At 71.7% G+C, this 14,780-nt stretch carries 14 protein-coding genes and 1 riboswitch; of the genes, 13 read left to right on the top strand and 1 reads right to left on the bottom strand.

Annotation, left to right across the window (positions count from 1 at the left end):
- Positions 1-24: 24 nt before the first annotated feature.
- From AC1DPN_RS03845 to AC1DPN_RS03860, 4 genes are read left to right on the top strand one after another with little or no spacing between them, the layout of a single operon-like run.
- Positions 25-1,209: an ROK family transcriptional regulator gene (locus AC1DPN_RS03845; protein WP_477083372.1), complete on the top strand. Its 1,185-nt coding sequence runs from the start codon at positions 25-27 to the stop codon at positions 1,207-1,209.
- Positions 1,206-2,300, top strand: a complete 1,095-nt coding sequence (locus AC1DPN_RS03850; RefSeq protein WP_477083373.1) for a substrate-binding domain-containing protein — start codon at positions 1,206-1,208, stop codon at positions 2,298-2,300. The genes AC1DPN_RS03845 and AC1DPN_RS03850 overlap by 4 nt, the downstream gene beginning before the upstream one ends.
- Positions 2,297-3,082, top strand: a complete 786-nt coding sequence (locus AC1DPN_RS03855) for an ATP-binding cassette domain-containing protein (RefSeq protein ID WP_477083374.1) — start codon at positions 2,297-2,299, stop codon at positions 3,080-3,082. Before AC1DPN_RS03850 ends, AC1DPN_RS03855 begins: the two co-directional genes overlap by 4 nt.
- On the top strand, positions 3,079-4,293 hold the full coding sequence (locus AC1DPN_RS03860) for a sugar ABC transporter permease (RefSeq protein WP_477083375.1): 1,215 nt from the start codon (positions 3,079-3,081) through the stop codon (positions 4,291-4,293). Before AC1DPN_RS03855 ends, AC1DPN_RS03860 begins: the two co-directional genes overlap by 4 nt.
- Here AC1DPN_RS03860 and purU read toward each other — a convergent pair.
- A complete protein-coding gene (purU, locus tag AC1DPN_RS03865; RefSeq protein WP_477083376.1) occupies positions 4,286-5,173 on the bottom strand; it encodes a formyltetrahydrofolate deformylase in 888 nt (295 codons plus the stop codon). The two genes, AC1DPN_RS03860 and purU, sit on opposite strands and share 8 nt — an antisense overlap.
- Positions 5,174-5,221: 48 nt before the next feature.
- Here purU and AC1DPN_RS03870 point away from each other — a divergent pair, with 48 nt between their 5' ends.
- The 9 genes from AC1DPN_RS03870 to AC1DPN_RS03910 all read left to right on the top strand — a co-directional run bounded on the left by AC1DPN_RS03870 (position 5,222) and on the right by AC1DPN_RS03910 (position 14,773).
- Positions 5,222-5,719, top strand: coding sequence for a GNAT family N-acetyltransferase (locus AC1DPN_RS03870; protein ID WP_477083377.1), 498 nt, complete (start codon positions 5,222-5,224; stop codon positions 5,717-5,719).
- Positions 5,720-5,757: 38 nt separating this feature from the next.
- Positions 5,758-5,848, top strand: a riboswitch (ZMP/ZTP riboswitch).
- Between the two features lie 65 nt (positions 5,849-5,913).
- Entirely contained in the window at positions 5,914-7,197 is a 1,284-nt protein-coding gene (gene glyA, locus AC1DPN_RS03875) for a serine hydroxymethyltransferase (protein WP_477083378.1), read from the top strand.
- Entirely contained in the window at positions 7,197-8,081 is an 885-nt protein-coding gene (locus AC1DPN_RS03880; RefSeq protein WP_477083379.1) for a bifunctional methylenetetrahydrofolate dehydrogenase/methenyltetrahydrofolate cyclohydrolase, read from the top strand. The genes glyA and AC1DPN_RS03880 overlap by 1 nt, the downstream gene beginning before the upstream one ends.
- Before the next feature lie 94 nt (positions 8,082-8,175).
- Complete coding sequence (locus AC1DPN_RS03885) at positions 8,176-8,655, top strand: VOC family protein (protein ID WP_477083380.1); 480 nt, start codon at positions 8,176-8,178, stop codon at positions 8,653-8,655.
- Positions 8,656-8,691: 36 nt separating this feature from the next.
- Positions 8,692-9,504, top strand: coding sequence for an exodeoxyribonuclease III (locus AC1DPN_RS03890; RefSeq protein ID WP_477083381.1), 813 nt, complete (start codon positions 8,692-8,694; stop codon positions 9,502-9,504).
- 69 nt (positions 9,505-9,573) lie between these two features.
- Complete coding sequence (locus AC1DPN_RS03895) at positions 9,574-12,267, top strand: Ig-like domain-containing protein (RefSeq protein ID WP_477083382.1); 2,694 nt, start codon at positions 9,574-9,576, stop codon at positions 12,265-12,267.
- Between the two features lie 166 nt (positions 12,268-12,433).
- Positions 12,434-13,687, top strand: a complete 1,254-nt coding sequence (locus AC1DPN_RS03900) for a sensor histidine kinase (protein ID WP_477083383.1) — start codon at positions 12,434-12,436, stop codon at positions 13,685-13,687.
- On the top strand, positions 13,684-14,352 hold the full coding sequence (locus AC1DPN_RS03905; protein ID WP_477083384.1) for a response regulator: 669 nt from the start codon (positions 13,684-13,686) through the stop codon (positions 14,350-14,352). The genes AC1DPN_RS03900 and AC1DPN_RS03905 overlap by 4 nt, the downstream gene beginning before the upstream one ends.
- 121 nt (positions 14,353-14,473) lie before the next feature.
- Positions 14,474-14,773 (top strand): SHOCT domain-containing protein, encoded by a 300-nt coding sequence (locus AC1DPN_RS03910; protein WP_477083385.1) that lies wholly within the window; start codon positions 14,474-14,476, stop codon positions 14,771-14,773.
- Positions 14,774-14,780: the final 7 nt, after the last annotated feature.

A 14,780-nucleotide genomic window follows, 5' to 3' on the forward strand; every position in this document is an offset into this window, starting at 1 on the left:
TAGGGGCCTGTGTATTCTTCGCGCGTGGGCAATGACCGGGTCACTCCGGGCTCCCAGACTTCACTGCGTGAAGCCAACAGGGCGCGGATCGTCAGCGCCGTCCAGCAGCGTGGCTCCCTCACGCAGGTCGAGCTGGCCGGCGTCACTGGCCTGTCCCCAGCCACCGTGTCGAACATCGTCAAGGAGCTCACGAGCGCCGGCGTCCTGCACACGGCCCCGACCTCGCGCTCCGGTCGTCGCGCCCAGCAGGTGACCCTGGCGCGCAACCTCGGCCTCGTCGCCGGTATGCACTTCGGGAGCCGGTCTCTGCGCGTCGCGCTGTCGGACGTGGCGCACCGCATCGTCGCCGAGCAACGCATGCCGCTGCCCCCCGAGCACCGCGCGGACCAGGGCCTCGAGCGCGCCGCCCTCCTGCTGACCGAGATGGTCGACTCCGTCGACGCCCAGCTGTCCGAGGTCCTGGCCATCGGGGTCGGCGTGCCGGCGCCGGTAGACGTGCGCACGGGCAAGATCTCCTCGCTCGGGATGCTGCGCGGGTGGGACGGCGCCGCGGTGCCGGACCTGCTCGGTGCGCGGCTCGGCCTGCCCGTCTACATGGACAACGACGCGAACCTGGGCGCACTCGCCGAGGTCCGGGTCGGTGCGGCGCGCGGGCGGAAGCACGTCGTCTACATCCACGCCTCGCACGGCGTCGGTGGCGGTCTGGTGCTCGGTGGCGAGGTGTACCACGGGCGTGCGGGCGGAGCGGGGGAGATCGGCCACTCGACGGTCGACGAGAACGGTCCGGTCTGCCGGTGCGGGAACCGTGGCTGCCTCGAGATGTACGTCGGGGCGCCGGTCCTGCTCGACATGCTGCGGCCCAGCCACGGCAACCTGACGCTGCGAGGTGCGATCGCTCGCGCCGAGGCAGGCGACGCAGGCTGTCGCCGCGTCATCGCGGACGCGGGCCGCCACCTGGGCGTCGCGGCGGCGAGCGTGAGCAACCTGTTCGACCCGGAGCTCGTCGTGATCGGTGGTGACCTCGCGGACGCGGGGGAGCTGCTCCTCGAGCCGATCCGTGCGGTCATCGCGCAGCGCACGATCCCGAGCACGGCCGGCCACGTCCCGGTGGTGGCCGCCGAGCTCGGGGCCGCGGCGGAGGTGCGCGGCGCCCTGGCGATCGCGCTCGACCGGGTGACCATCGGTGCACCCGGGACGGTGCTCGCATGAGCGCTCACCGAAGGTTGCGGCGGACGGCCGTCGTGATCGCCGTCGTCGGGTTCGCTCTCAGCCTGCTGTCCTGCGCGCCGGCGAGCGACCCGCGGACCGAGATGGCCATCGCCCTGCTCCTGCCGGAGTCGAAGACGGCGCGGTACGAGGCGGTCGACAGGCCCGCGTTCGAGGGACTCGTCGCGCGGCGCTGCACCGAGTGCAAGGTGCTCTACGCGAACGCGGACCAGGACGCCGCGCTCCAGCAGCAGCAGGCCGAGGCCGTGCTCACGCAGGGTGCGGGTGTGCTCGTGCTCGACGCGGTCGACGCGGACGCCGCGGTCGGCATCGTCGAGGAGGCGAACCGGCGAGGCGTGCCGGTGATCGCGTACGACCGGTTCATCGCGAACGCCGACATCGACTTCTACGTGTCGTTCGACAGCCGCCGGATCGGCCAGCTCCAGGGCGAGGCGCTCGCTCGGGCACTGGCCCTCGACGGTCTGGATCCCTCCGCGCCCAAGGGAGTGCTGATGGTCAACGGCGCCGCGACGGACCCGAACTCGGCCCAGCTCGAGCAGGGCGCCCGGGCGGCCTTCGACGGTCTGCCGATCAACGTCCTCGCCGAGTACGACACCCCCGACTGGAGCCCGGACAAGGCCCAGGAGTGGGTGACGGGGCAGCTGACCGAGTTCTCGGGCCAGGTCGACGCGGTGCTCGCAGCCAACGACGGCACAGCCGGCGGTGCGATCTCCGCGATGTACGCCGCAGGCCTCGACCCGATCCCGCCGGTCACCGGGCAGGACGCGGAGCTCACGGCGATGCAGCGGATCATCACCGGCGACCAGGTCATGACCGTCTACAAGGCCATCAACGAGCAGGCACGGACCGCCGCCGAGCTCGCCGTCCGCTTGCTGCGCGGCGAGACGCCGATGCCCACGTCCCGGGTGCAGGGCGTCCCGGCCCTGCTGCTCAGCCCCGTGTCGGTGAACATCGGCAACCTGCGCCGCGTCATCATCGACGGCGGCGTGTACACCACCGAGGAGATCTGCGTGCAGCCCTACACCGAAGCCTGCGCCGAGGCGGGCCTGTTCGCAGAGACGGGTGCCCCATGAACGACGTCGCCCCCACGACCGACGGTGCGACCGTGAACGACGGCGCCACCGCGCCCGTGCTCTCGCTGCGCGGGGTCTCGAAGAGCTACGGCGCTGTGCGTGCCCTCGTCGACATCGACTTCGAGGTCCGCCCGCACGAGGTCGTCGCCGTCATCGGTGACAACGGCGCGGGAAAGTCGACCCTCGTCGGGACCCTGACCGGAGCTCTTGCCCCCGATGCGGGCGAGGTCGTCGTCGACGGCCGGCCCGTGACCCTCTCCGACCCAGCGGTCGCCCGGGGGTACGGGATCGCGGCGGTGTTCCAGGACCTCGCGCTGTGCCAGAACCTCGACGTCGTCGAGAACCTCTACCTGGGGCACGAGGTCCAGCGCGGCGCGCTGCTCGACGAGGTCACGATGGAGAAGCACGCGTGGGAGCTGCTCAACCAGCTGGCCGCGCGCGTGCCCTCCGTCCGGGTCCCGGTGGCCGCTCTCTCCGGTGGTCAGCGCCAGGCCGTCGCGATCGCGCGCGCCCTGCTGGGAGATCCGCGCGTCATCGTCCTGGACGAGCCCACCGCGGCACTCGGGCTCCGGCAGACCGCGGAGTTCCTCACCCTCGTCGAGCGCCTGCGCGAGCGGGGACACGGAGTCGTCCTGACCAGCCACTCGCTCGCTGACGTCCAGGCCGTGTCCGACAGGATCGTGGTGCTGCGTCTCGGGCGGACGAACGGGGAGTTCGACGCCGCGAAGACCAGCTACGAAGAGCTGCTCGCGGCGGTCACGGGCATCCGGAGCGAGAAGTGAACGGGCTGAGCGCACCCGTCCAGCAGTCCCTCGGCGTCTGGGCCGCCGCCTGGCAGCGCCTCCGCACGGGCGATGCGGGCGTGGTGCCGATCACCGGCGTCCTCGTCGTGCTGTGGATCGTGTTCCAGGCGTTGAACCCGCACTTCCTGTCCAGCGACAACATGGTCAACATCACGCAGCAGTCGGCCTCGACGGGAGTGATCGCGCTCGGCGTGGTGCTCACGCTGCACATCGGCCAGATCGACCTCTCGGTGGGCGCCGTCTCGGGGCTCGCCGCGGCTGTGGTCGCCGTCTGCTCGGTCCAGCTGGGCTGGCCGTTCCTGCTCGCGTTCGCGGCCTCGCTCGCGGTCGGCGTCGTCGTCGGCGCGATCTACGCCGCGCTGCAGACCCGGCTCGCGGTACCCAGCTTCGTGTTCACGCTCGCCGGTCTGCTCGTGGTCACGGGCCTGCAGATCCGGGTGCTCGGGCCCACCGGCTCGGTCAACGTGCCGTTCGAGTCGCCCTTGGTCCGGTTCTGCCAGACGGCGTTCCTCGACCCGTCGCTCTCGTGGGCGATCGTGTTCCTGGTCGTCGCGGGGTATGCCGCCGGACGGCTCCTGGACCGGAGCCGGCGCGTGCGCGTCGAGCTCCCGGTGAGCTCGCCGCTGGAGCTCGTCGCGCGGGTGGCGGTGCTGGCGATCGTGCTGTCCGTCGCGGTGGCCTACCTGAACACCAACCGCGGTGTGGGGGCCGTGTTCGCCCTGTTCGTCGGGCTGGTCGCCGTCGTCGACCTGCTGCTGCGGCGCACGCGCTGGGGGCGCTCCGTGCGGGCGGTCGGGGGCGACGTCGAGTCGGCACGCAAGGCCGGGGTGCCCGTCCGACGGGTCTTCTTCACGGTCTTCATCCTGTGCTCGAGCTTCGCTGCGCTCGGTGGCGTGCTCGCGGTGGGTCGTCTCGCGGCGGCCAACCAGGGCACGGGAGCGGGCGACACGAACCTGACGGCCATCGCGGCCGCGATCATCGGCGGCACCAGCCTGTTCGGCGGGCGCGGGTCGGCGTGGTCGGCGCTCGTCGGCATCCTGGTCATCCAGTCGATCTCGACCGGACTCACTCTGCTCAACCTCGACACGTCCGCGCGCCTCGTCGTCACCGGGCTCGTCCTCGCGCTCGCGGTCACCATCGACGCGCTGCAGGCCCGGGCCCGCGAGAGCTACCGGTCGCCCGCTATCTGAAGACGATCGTCCGGTGGCCGTCGAGCAGCACGCGGTGCTCGGCGTGCCAGCGGACGGCCCGCGCGAGTGCGCGGCGCTCGACGTCCTGACCCAGGGCTACCAGGTCGTCGACCGCGCGCGAGTGGTCGACCCGCTCGACGTCCTGCTCGATGATCGGCCCCTCGTCGAGGTCGCCCGTGACGTAGTGCGCGGTCGCGCCGATGAGCTTCACGCCTCGGTCGTGCGCCTGCGCGTACGGTCGCGCGCCCTTGAACGACGGCAGGAACGAGTGGTGGATGTTGATCACGCGACCCGTCAGCTTCCGGCACAGGTCGTCGGACAGGATCTGCATGTACCGCGCCAGCACGACGAGCTCGACGTCCAGCTCCTCGACGAGCTCCAGCAGCCGGGCCTCGCTCTGCGCCTTCGTCGCCGCGGTCACGGGCACGTGGTGGAACGGGATCCCGTAGAAGCCGGCCAGCGGCTCCAGCGCGGTGTGGTTCGAGACGACGGCGACGATCTCGATCGGCAGGTTCTCGGAGCGCTGCCGGAACGCCAGGTCGTTCAGGCAGTGCGCGGCGGTGGAGCCCATGACGAGCGTCCGGACCGGGCGGCCGACGACGTCGAGCGACCACTGCATGTCGAAGTTGCCCGCGACCGCGTGCAGTGCTGCGTCCAGCTGCTCGCGCGGGGCCGTCGCCGTGACCTGCACGCGCATGAAGAACAGGCCCGACAGCGGGTCCCCGAACTGCTGCGACTCGGTAATGTTGCCGCCCAGCTCGGCGAGCAGCCCCGCGACGGCGTGCACGATCCCGGGGCGGTCGGGACAGGACAGCGACAGGACCCAGTGGGTGGGCTGGTCGGCGGACGCTTCGACTGGCAGCTGCGTGGCGGAGGACACGAGGTCCGAGAGTAGTGGTCGCGCTGATCGGCTGACACGATGGGCGCCATGACGCAGGCCGACCTCGACATCCGTTCGGTGACCCTCGACGACGCCGGGGAGCTCCTGACGCTCCGCCGCGCCGCCTTCGTGACGGAGGCCCAGCAGTACGGCGACCCGCACATCCCACCGCTCACGCAGACGCTCGACGAGCTCGAGGCGGACCTGCAGGAGGACGGCGTGATCACGCTCGGCGGCTGGTACGGCCACCGGCTCGTCGGCTCGATCCGCGTGCTCATCGAGGGCTCGAAGGCCACCCTCGGCCGGTTCGCCGTCGCCCCGGACCTGCAGGGCCAGGGCTTCGGCACGCAGATGCTCATGGCGATCCTGCCGTTCCTGCCCGAGGGCATCGAGGAGGTCTGGGTGTTCACCGGGCGCGACTCCGTGCAGAACATCGCCCTCTACGCCAAGCACGGCTACGAGCACCAGCACGACCAGACCGCCGGCGACCTCACCTACGCGTACCTGCGCAAGCTCCTCGGCGAGGGGACGCCCGTCGAGGACTGAGACGACCGGGGACGAGCGCCGCTCCGGCTTGGTAGTCTGTGCGGCGTCGCGACTGGCGAAACGGGTGGGTCACCACCGGGGAGCGACGCAGCAGCAGCAGACCATGGGTCGGACGCCTGGGCCCCCGGTCACCCACACCGGTCCGACTACCGAGTGCGCGGTGACACCGTGCGCGCTGACTGCCAGGGAGTGCCATGAGCAACACCCCGATCATCGATCAGAACATCTCCGAGCTCGACCCCGAGATCGCCGCCGTCCTCGACGGTGAGCTGGCCCGCCAGCAGGGCACGCTCGAGATGATCGCGAGCGAGAACTTCGTCCCCCGCGCGGTCCTGCAGGCGCAGGGCTCGGTGCTGACCAACAAGTACGCCGAGGGCTACCCGGGCCGTCGCTACTACGGCGGCTGCGAGCAGGTCGACATCGCGGAGAACATCGCGCTCGACCGCGCCAAGGCGCTGTTCGGTGCCGAGGCCGCCAACGTGCAGCCGCACTCGGGCGCCACGGCGAACGCTGCGGTGCTGCACGCGCTGATCAACGCGGGCGACAAGATCCTCGGCCTCGAGCTGGCGCACGGCGGCCACCTCACGCACGGCATGAAGATCAACTTCTCCGGCAAGCTGTACCAGGTCGGTGCCTACGGCGTGGACCCGGACACCTTCCTCGTCGACATGGACGTCGTGCGGGCGAAGGCGCTCGAGCAGCGCCCCGACGTGATCATCGGCGGCTGGTCCGCCTACCCGCGGCACCTCGACTTCGCGGCCTTCCGGTCCATCGCCGACGAGGTGGGCGCCAAGCTCTGGGTCGACATGGCCCACTTCGCCGGCCTGGTGGCCGCGGGCCTGCACCCGAGCCCCGTGCCGCACTCCGACGTCGTGTCGAGCACCGTGCACAAGACGATCGGCGGCCCCCGCTCGGGCTTCATCCTGAGCAAGGAGGAGTACGCCAAGAAGATCGACTCGGCCGTCTTCCCCGGCCAGCAGGGTGGCCCGCTCATGCACGTGATCGCTGCCAAGGCCGTCGCGTTCAAGGTCGCCGGCACGCAGGAGTTCAAGGACCGCCAGCAGCGCACGCTGGACGGCGCCCGCCTCATCGCGGAGCGGCTGTCCGCGCCGGACGTCACCAAGGCGGGCGTCTCGGTGCTCACCGGCGGCACCGACGTGCACCTCGTGCTCGTCGACCTGCGGCACTCGGACCTCGACGGCCAGCAGGCCGAGGACCTCCTGCACTCGGCCGGCATCACGGTCAACCGCAACGCGGTGCCCTTCGACCCGCGCCCCCCGCGCGTCACGTCGGGCCTGCGCATCGGCACGCCGGCGCTCGCGTCGCGCGGCTTCGGTGACGCGGAGTTCACGGAGGTCGCGGACATCATCGCGACGGCCCTGATCGACGGCGCGTCCACCGATCTCGACGCTCTGAAGGCCCGGGTGCTCAAGCTCACGGACGCCTTCCCGCTCTACGACGGTCTGCAGCAGTACTGATGACGGCCCAGCTTCTCGACGGCACAGCCACCGCGAAGCGGATAAAGGCCGAGCTGACCGAGCGGGTGGCCGCACTGGCCACCCGCGGGGTCACGCCCGGGCTCGGCACGCTCCTGGTCGGTGACGACCCGGGCTCGCAGTGGTACGTGGCCGGCAAGCACAAGGACTGTGCCGAGGTGGGCATCGCCTCGATCCGTGAGGACCTGCCCGCCACGGCGACGCAGGCCGAGATCGAGGCTGCCGTCCGACGGCTGAACGAGGACCCGGCCTGCACCGGGTTCATCGTCCAGCTGCCGCTCCCGAAGGGCATCGACACCAACCGCATCCTCGAGCTCGTCGACCCCGACAAGGACGCCGACGGCCTGCACCCGACCAACCTCGGGCGCCTGGTCCTGCGAGTCAACGAGCCGGTCACGTCGCCGCTGCCGTGCACGCCGCGCGGCATCATCGACCTGATGCTGCGGCACGACATCGACCTGCGCGGCGCGGACGTCGTCGTCGTCGGTCGCGGCGTGACCGTCGGGCGCTCGATCGGGCTCCTGCTCACGCGCCGCGAGATCAACGCGACGGTCACGCTCACGCACACCGGGACCGACGACCTCGCGGAGCACACGCGGCACGCGGACGTCATCATCGCGGCGGCGGGCGTCCCGGGGATCATCACCTCGGAGATCGTGAAGCCGGGGGCCGTCGTGATCGATGTCGGCGTCTCGCGGTCCGTCGACCCGGAGACCGGCAAGAGCCGCGTCGTCGGCGACGTGGACCCGAGCGTTCGGGACGTGGCGTCCTGGGTGTCGCCGAACCCCGGCGGCGTGGGCCCCATGACGCGGGCCATGCTGCTGAGCAACGTCGTCGACACGGCGGAGCGGCTCCTCGGGGCCTGATCGTTCGGACGAACGCCCCGGCACTCGACGTGGTCGCGTGCCGGGGCGAGTCTGTACCCGTGGGAGCTCGTCCGGCCGACGAAGGGAACAGCTCATGGGGATCGTCCGTCCGCACCTCTGGTTCGACGACCAGGCCGAGGATGCGGCCAACTTCTACGTCTCGGTCATCCCGAACACGTCCATCCAGTCGGTCGTGCGTGCGCCCGCGGGGACGCCCGGAGTGGCGGAGGGTGCGGCGTTCATCGTGGAGCTCACCCTCGACGGCATGCCGGTCACGTTCCTCAACGGCGGTCCCGTGCTCAAGCTCGACGACGCGTTCTCGTTCGTGCTCGACTGCACGACCCAGGACGAGATCGACCACTACTGGGACGCGCTCCTGGCCGACGGGGGAGTCGAGTCGCAGTGCGGCTGGCTGCGTGACCGGTTCGGGCTGTCGTGGCAGGTCACGCCCGCGTCGCTCGACCGGTGGATGGGCGCCGACGCCGATCCCGAGGGGACCGCGCGTGTGATGGCGGCGCTGCTGCCCATGGTGAAGCTCGACCTCGCGACGCTCGAGGCGGCGTACGCCGGGTAGGTCAACGGTGTCGTCGGGCGATGCTTGGATGGTCCGGTGCTGACCATCGCAAGCGTGAACGTCAACGGGATCCGGGCCGCCTACAAGCGGGGGATGGGTGAGTGGCTCGAGGCCCGCAAGCCGGACGTGGTGCTGCTGCAGGAGGTCCGCGCGACCGACGAGATCCTGGCCGACCACCTGCCGGCCGGCGAGTGGCACCTGGCGCACGAGGCCAGCGAGACGGCGGGCAGGGCGGGTGTCGCGATCGCGTCGAGGCTCCCGATGACGGCCATCCGGATCGGGCTCAAGACCGGTGTGACGAGTGACTCCGGCCGCTGGGTCGAGGCCGACCTCGCCCTCCCGGCGCACGAGGGTGCACCTGCTCGCAGCATCACGGTGGTCTCGACGTACCTGCACTCCGGGACGGTCGGGCAGCCGTCCATGGACGAGAAGTACGCGTTCCTCGACCACGTCACGGGTCGGCTCGCCGACATCGCCGAGGGCGGTGGGTACGCGGTGGTCGCGGGCGACGTGAACATCGCCCATCGTGAGGCGGACATCAAGAACTGGAAGGGAAACCTCAAGTCGGCGGGCTTCCTGCCGCGCGAGCGCGCCTACCTGGACCGCTGGTTCGACGACCTCGGCTGGCACGACCTCGGTCGCGAGCTCGGCGGTGAGGGGCCCGGTCCCTTCACGTGGTGGTCGTGGCGCGGGCAAGCCTTCGACAACGACGCCGGATGGCGGATCGACTACCAGCTCGCGACGCCCGACCTCGCCGACGCGGCGGTCAGCGCCACCGTCGACCGTGCGGCCACGTACGCCGAGCGGTTCTCGGACCACGCGCCGGTGGTGGTCGAGTACGACCTGTGAGCGGCTTGCGGTTGCTCGGCTCGTCGGCGCAGGTACCTTGGCCCCACAGGGGCCGAGGAACGGAGCAGCATGACCCGTCGACACGCTGGGCGGTCGGTCGCTGCCCTAGCGGCCACGCTGATCGTTCTCGTGGGCCTCGTGCTGGCGCCCGCCTCTGTCGCACGCGCTGACTTCGTGTCGCAGTGCGCAGCGCCGGACCGGGTGGTGGGCGCGACGGACCCCGCGATCTCGGTCGGGTCGGGTGAGGTGGTCCTGGTCGCCACCGACTTCACCGGCGGTGTGAACGCACTCCCGAGCGGCGGGACCCTGTGCGTGGCGTCCGGCGCGACCCTCACGGGGCTCTACATGAACAACGCCGAGGGGGCGCTCGTCGTGGCGCCCGGAGCCGCGATCGACTTCGGTTCCGTCGTCGTCGCCGCCGGGTTCTCGCTCCAGCTCGAAGGGACGGCGCACTTCGACGGCCTCGGCGCCAACGGCAGCGTCGACGTGCACGTCCACCCCGGAGCCCTGCTCGTCGTCGAGAGCTCCTTCGCACCCGGCGGAGGCGCCTTCCGCAACGAGGGCACCTTCGACGTGCAGGGCACGCTCAACCTCAACGCCACGGTGCGTATCGAGAATGGCGGCGCGATGGACGTCGCCGGCTCGACGACCATCGACGGCACCCTCGACAACTCCGGGACCGCGACGTTCGGTGCTGCTCTGACCGTCAACGGCTCTGGCGTGCTGAGGAACACGTGCGTGCTCACAACGCTCGGGAGCCTCATCCACAACGGTCTCGGCTCGGAGAACGCCGGGCTCGTGACGGTGGACGTGGGATTCCTCAACAACGGCGCCTGGCGTCAGACGAGCGGTGGCGTCCTGACTGCCGCGACCCTCACCGACGACGGCTCGGTGAGCGGCTACGGCGGCTACCAGTTCTCGAGCACGACGTCCGTCCAGGGCAGCTTCGTCGGGGACTCCCCGGCCGACCCGATCCGGGTGCAGTCCGTGGCGCCAGCGGGACAGATCTTCGACGTCGAGACGGGGACGATCAGCAACGTCGTTCGCACCACCGTGGACGCAGGCGCCCAGCCGGCCGGCTGCGCGAACCCGGGCAGCCCGAGTGCCGACGTCGCGGCGTTCAAGACCGGCCCCGCGAAAGCGATCCAAGGCAGCACGGTGACGTACGAGGTCGTGGTGGCCAACCGGGGTCCGGACCCGGCTACCGACGTCGTCGTCAGCGACACGCTCCCGGCCGGCTTCGACCTCGACCCGGCGTCGACGTCGGGAACCCTCGTCGGCAACGTGCTGACCTGGCAGCTCGCGACGCTCCCGGCGGGCGTCACCCTGCCGCTCAAGTACTCGGGCGTCGTCACCGCAGCGCCGCCCGCCACGCTGGTGAACGTCGTCAGCGGCACCTCGGCCACCACTGACCCGTTGCCGTCGAACAACGACGGGAGCTCCCAGCTGAGTCAGGTGACCACCGAGGTCGTCGGCGCCCTTCCGCCCACCAACACCCCGCCGGTCGCGAACGACCTGGTCCGAGACACGACGACCGGCACGCTGGAGCTCGGGACTGTGACCGCGACCGATCCTGACGTCGGGCAGGTGCTCACCTTCACGCTTCTCGCGCCGCCGACGGACGGCACGGTCCTGTTCGACCGGAGCGGCAACTTCCAGTACCGGTCGGCGTCGGACTTCGCCGGGGTGGACACGTTCGGCTACGAGGTCTGCGACGACGGGTCGGCACCCGGCTGCGACGATGGGGTCGTCACGATCAACGTCCGGCCGAGCGCCGCGGACGACCTCGCGGTGACGTTCGCGGCCGTCTCCGTGACCGTGCCGGTCCTGGCCAACGACACCGACGGTGCTCCGCTCGACGCGACGGCCGTGTCCCTGCCGACGAACGGGAGCGTGACCCTCGACCCCGCGACCGGAACGGCGACGTACACCTCGGTCGCGGGCTTCACAGGCGTCGACACGTTCTCCTACGAGATCTGCTCGCCGACCGAGCCCACGTTCTGCGACACCGCGGTCGTCAGGGTCACGGTCGTCGTGCGCAACGACCCGCCGACGATCGCGCCGCTCCACATGGTCACGACGACAGGTTCCCCGGTGACCGACGACCTGGCCGTCGACGACCCGAACGGCGACGCCGTCACGACGCATCCCGGCATCCCCCCGCGAACGGGGTCCGAGCTCGTCGAACCGGGTGGGTCGACCACGTACTCGCCGAGCCCGTCGTACGCGGGGCGTGACCACTACGGCGTGTTTGCGTGCGACGACGGGGTCCCGCAGCTGTGCTCGACAGCGCGGGTCGACGTCGACGTGCTTCCCGTCGCTGCGCCGGACAGCGCGCAGACCACCGAGGGGACTGCCGTCGATCTCGACGTCTCGACGAACGACGCCGGTCTCGTCGCGCCCCCGGTCCTGGCGGCGCCGCCCGGGAACGGGACCGTGACGTTCAGCGGAACCGTCGCGAGCTATGTCCCGGACCCAGGGTTCACGGGCACCGACACCTTCGCGTACACCATCTGCGCGACGACGGCGCCGGACCTGTGCTCGACCACGACGGTCACCGTCGTCGTGAGCGTCGCGGTACCGCCGGAGCCACCGCAACCCGTGACGCCTGACCCCGGCCCGGCGGGCGGCTCGACAGCCGACACGGGCGACGTCCTGGCGGTCACGGGAGCCGAGCCCGTGCCCGTCCTGCTGTGTGCGCTCGCGCTCGTGATCGGTGGTGGCGTGCTCGTGCTCGTGGGCGCGGCTCGGCGTCGCGCCTAGCCGGCCGGCCACGAGGACGCGCTGCAGACTTCCGCGGCGCGTCGTCCGGGGCGGGGAAGCGACACGTCAGCGGCTGGTCACGGTGGAGAACGACCTCTGAGCGGAGCACGTCGTGCGCTCCCTCCGGAGGACGCGCGGCGCGGGTGCCCGTCGCTACCGTGGTCGGATGACTCCGCCCGCGCCCCGCGGCGGTCCGCCCGGCGGACCGCGCGGCTGGGGCGCCGGGCCGCCTGGCCGGCACGGTGCGCGCCCAGGTTGGTACGACGGCGCGCCGCCGTGGGCGGGCGGTCCTCCCCGCAGGGGCTGGTTGGTGCTGCCGGTCGCCGTGCTCGCGATCGTGACGATCATGGGGTGCGTCTTCGTCGGGTTCTGGCACGCGCACACCCGGCCCCTCGACCTCGGCGCCGTCGGCCTGCTCCTCCTGGCGCCGACAGCGATCCTGCTCGTCGTCCGGCGAGGTGCGTGGGCGGTGGCCGGGGCAGTGCTGGCCGTCGTCGGCCCGGTGTCGTACCTGGCGTTCGGCTATCCGCCGGGTCCAGCCGTGGTCCCACTCGGTTTCGTGGTCGTGGCCGCGGGTGCGACCCGACAGCGCGTCCTGTCCCTGACCGCCGCTGCGGCGGGGGCGCTCGGAGTCGTCGCGACCGCGCTCGGCACCGGGTCACCGACCGCCCTGTACGCCACGTTCACCGTCATCGGGCTGTGCTTCGCGGCGGGCATCGGCGAGGGCGCGCGGGGTCGTCGCGAGCGGATCCGTGCTCAGATCGTGGCGCGGGAGTCGCGCGAGGAGGCGGCAGTCGCGGCCGAGCGTCTGCGGATCGCGCGCGAGCTGCACGACGTCCTGGCGCACTCCCTGTCCGCGATCACCGTGCAGGCGGGCGTCGGTCTGCACCTGATGGACCGCGAGCCGGAGCACGCTCGCAAGGCGCTCGGGGCGATCCGGGACACCAGCAGGCAGGCCCTGGACGAGGTCCGCGACGTGCTCGGCGTGCTGCGGGCGCAGGGTGAGGCGCCTCGCGAGCCGACGGCCGCCCGAGAGCTGGGCGGGCTGCTCGAGCTGGTGCGCAAGGCACGAGAGGACGGACTGACGGTGGACGACGACGGTCTGGCGCAGACGGTGCGGGCCTCCCTCGATGTGGTGCCCGGCGCCGTCGTCGCAGTCATCCACCGTGCCCTGCAGGAGGCGCTGACCAACGTCCGGCGGCACGCTCCGAACGCATCGGTGCAGGTCAGGCTCGTGGTCGACGATGGTCGAGCGAGCCTGGAGGTGTCCGACGACGGTCCTGTACAAGACGCGCCGACCGAAGGGTACGGACTACGAGGCATGCGCGAACGGGTCGAGGCGATCGGCGGGACGATGGACGCAGGATCCTCCGAGCGTGGCTTCCGGGTGCACGTCGAGATCCCCTGGGAGGGCCCGTGACCGTCATCCGCGTCGTGCTCGCCGACGACCAGGCGCTCGTGCGTGGCGGCTTCCGCGCGCTGATCGACGCCGAGCCCGACCTGACGGTCGTCGGCGAGGCGTCGACCGGCGACGAGGCCGTGCGGCTCGCCGTCGAGCTGCTCCCGGACGTCGTGCTCATGGACATCCGCATGCCGGGCAGCGACGGTCTCACGGCGACGCGGCGCATCGTCCAGGCACCTCGGACGGGCGGCGTCCGCGTCGTCGTCGTGACCACGTTCGAGCTCGACGAGTACGTCGCCGAGGCCATCCGGGCGGGCGCGTCCGGCTTCTTGGTCAAGGACACCGAGCCGGCCGACCTGCTGCGGGCGGTCCGCGTGGTGGCGGCCGGCGACGCTCTTCTGTCGCCGACCGTGACCAGGAGGCTCCTCGCCACCGTGGCGCGCGCGACGCGCGAGGTCACCGAGGTCCCTGGCCTGAGCGACCTGACGCCGCGGGAGCGCGAGGTGCTCGCGCTGGTGGCGGAGGGGCTGTCCAACGACGAGATCGGCGCGCGCATGTTCCTGAGCCCGCTCACGGTCAAGACGCACGTGCTGCGAGCCATGGCGAAGGTCGGGGCACGCGACCGGGCACAGCTCGTGGTCGTCGCCTACGAGTCCGGCGTGGTCCGACCGGGCTGGTCGTAGACGAGCCGCTCCGTCCGCAGCGCCTCGGACGATCCTGGTGGACGACGACGCGTGCCGGTGCGCAGGGAGACCGTGGTGGTGCGGCCGACGGACGGCCGATCGACACGACCCGGAGGTCATCATGTTCAGCTCGCTCGCCACCCTCGCGGCGCACCCCGTCGGGTGGGGCTGGGGCTGGGGTCCCGGACCTTGGTTCCTTCTCATCCCGCTGTTCTGGTTCGGCGTCATCGCCCTGTTCTTCACCTTCGGCGCCCGTCGTCGCCGCCAGTACTGGGCCGAGGGCGGCTGGGGTCCGCAGCGGGGCGTCTCGAACGCCCGTGGAGTCCTCGCGGAGCGGTATGCGCGCGGCGAGATCGACGAGAGCGAGTACCGCGCCCGCCTCGAGGTCCTGCTGTCGACCGGCCCGCAGCCGCCCGAGTGACGGACGG

It is taken from the genome of Cellulomonas sp. P4_H4 (assembly GCF_056400865.1).

Coding starts and splice junctions, on each gene's coding strand:
- AC1DPN_RS03880 (WP_477083379.1), top strand. CDS start 7,197: ATGACGGCCCAGCTTCTCGACGGCACAGCCACCGCGAAGCGGATAAAG.
- AC1DPN_RS03870 (WP_477083377.1), top strand. CDS start 5,222: ATGACGCAGGCCGACCTCGACATCCGTTCGGTGACCCTCGACGACGCC.
- glyA (WP_477083378.1), top strand. CDS start 5,914: ATGAGCAACACCCCGATCATCGATCAGAACATCTCCGAGCTCGACCCC.
- AC1DPN_RS03850 (WP_477083373.1), top strand. CDS start 1,206: ATGAGCGCTCACCGAAGGTTGCGGCGGACGGCCGTCGTGATCGCCGTC.
- AC1DPN_RS03895 (WP_477083382.1), top strand. CDS start 9,574: ATGACCCGTCGACACGCTGGGCGGTCGGTCGCTGCCCTAGCGGCCACG.
- AC1DPN_RS03855 (WP_477083374.1), top strand. CDS start 2,297: ATGAACGACGTCGCCCCCACGACCGACGGTGCGACCGTGAACGACGGC.
- AC1DPN_RS03910 (WP_477083385.1), top strand. CDS start 14,474: ATGTTCAGCTCGCTCGCCACCCTCGCGGCGCACCCCGTCGGGTGGGGC.
- AC1DPN_RS03900 (WP_477083383.1), top strand. CDS start 12,434: ATGACTCCGCCCGCGCCCCGCGGCGGTCCGCCCGGCGGACCGCGCGGC.
- AC1DPN_RS03885 (WP_477083380.1), top strand. CDS start 8,176: ATGGGGATCGTCCGTCCGCACCTCTGGTTCGACGACCAGGCCGAGGAT.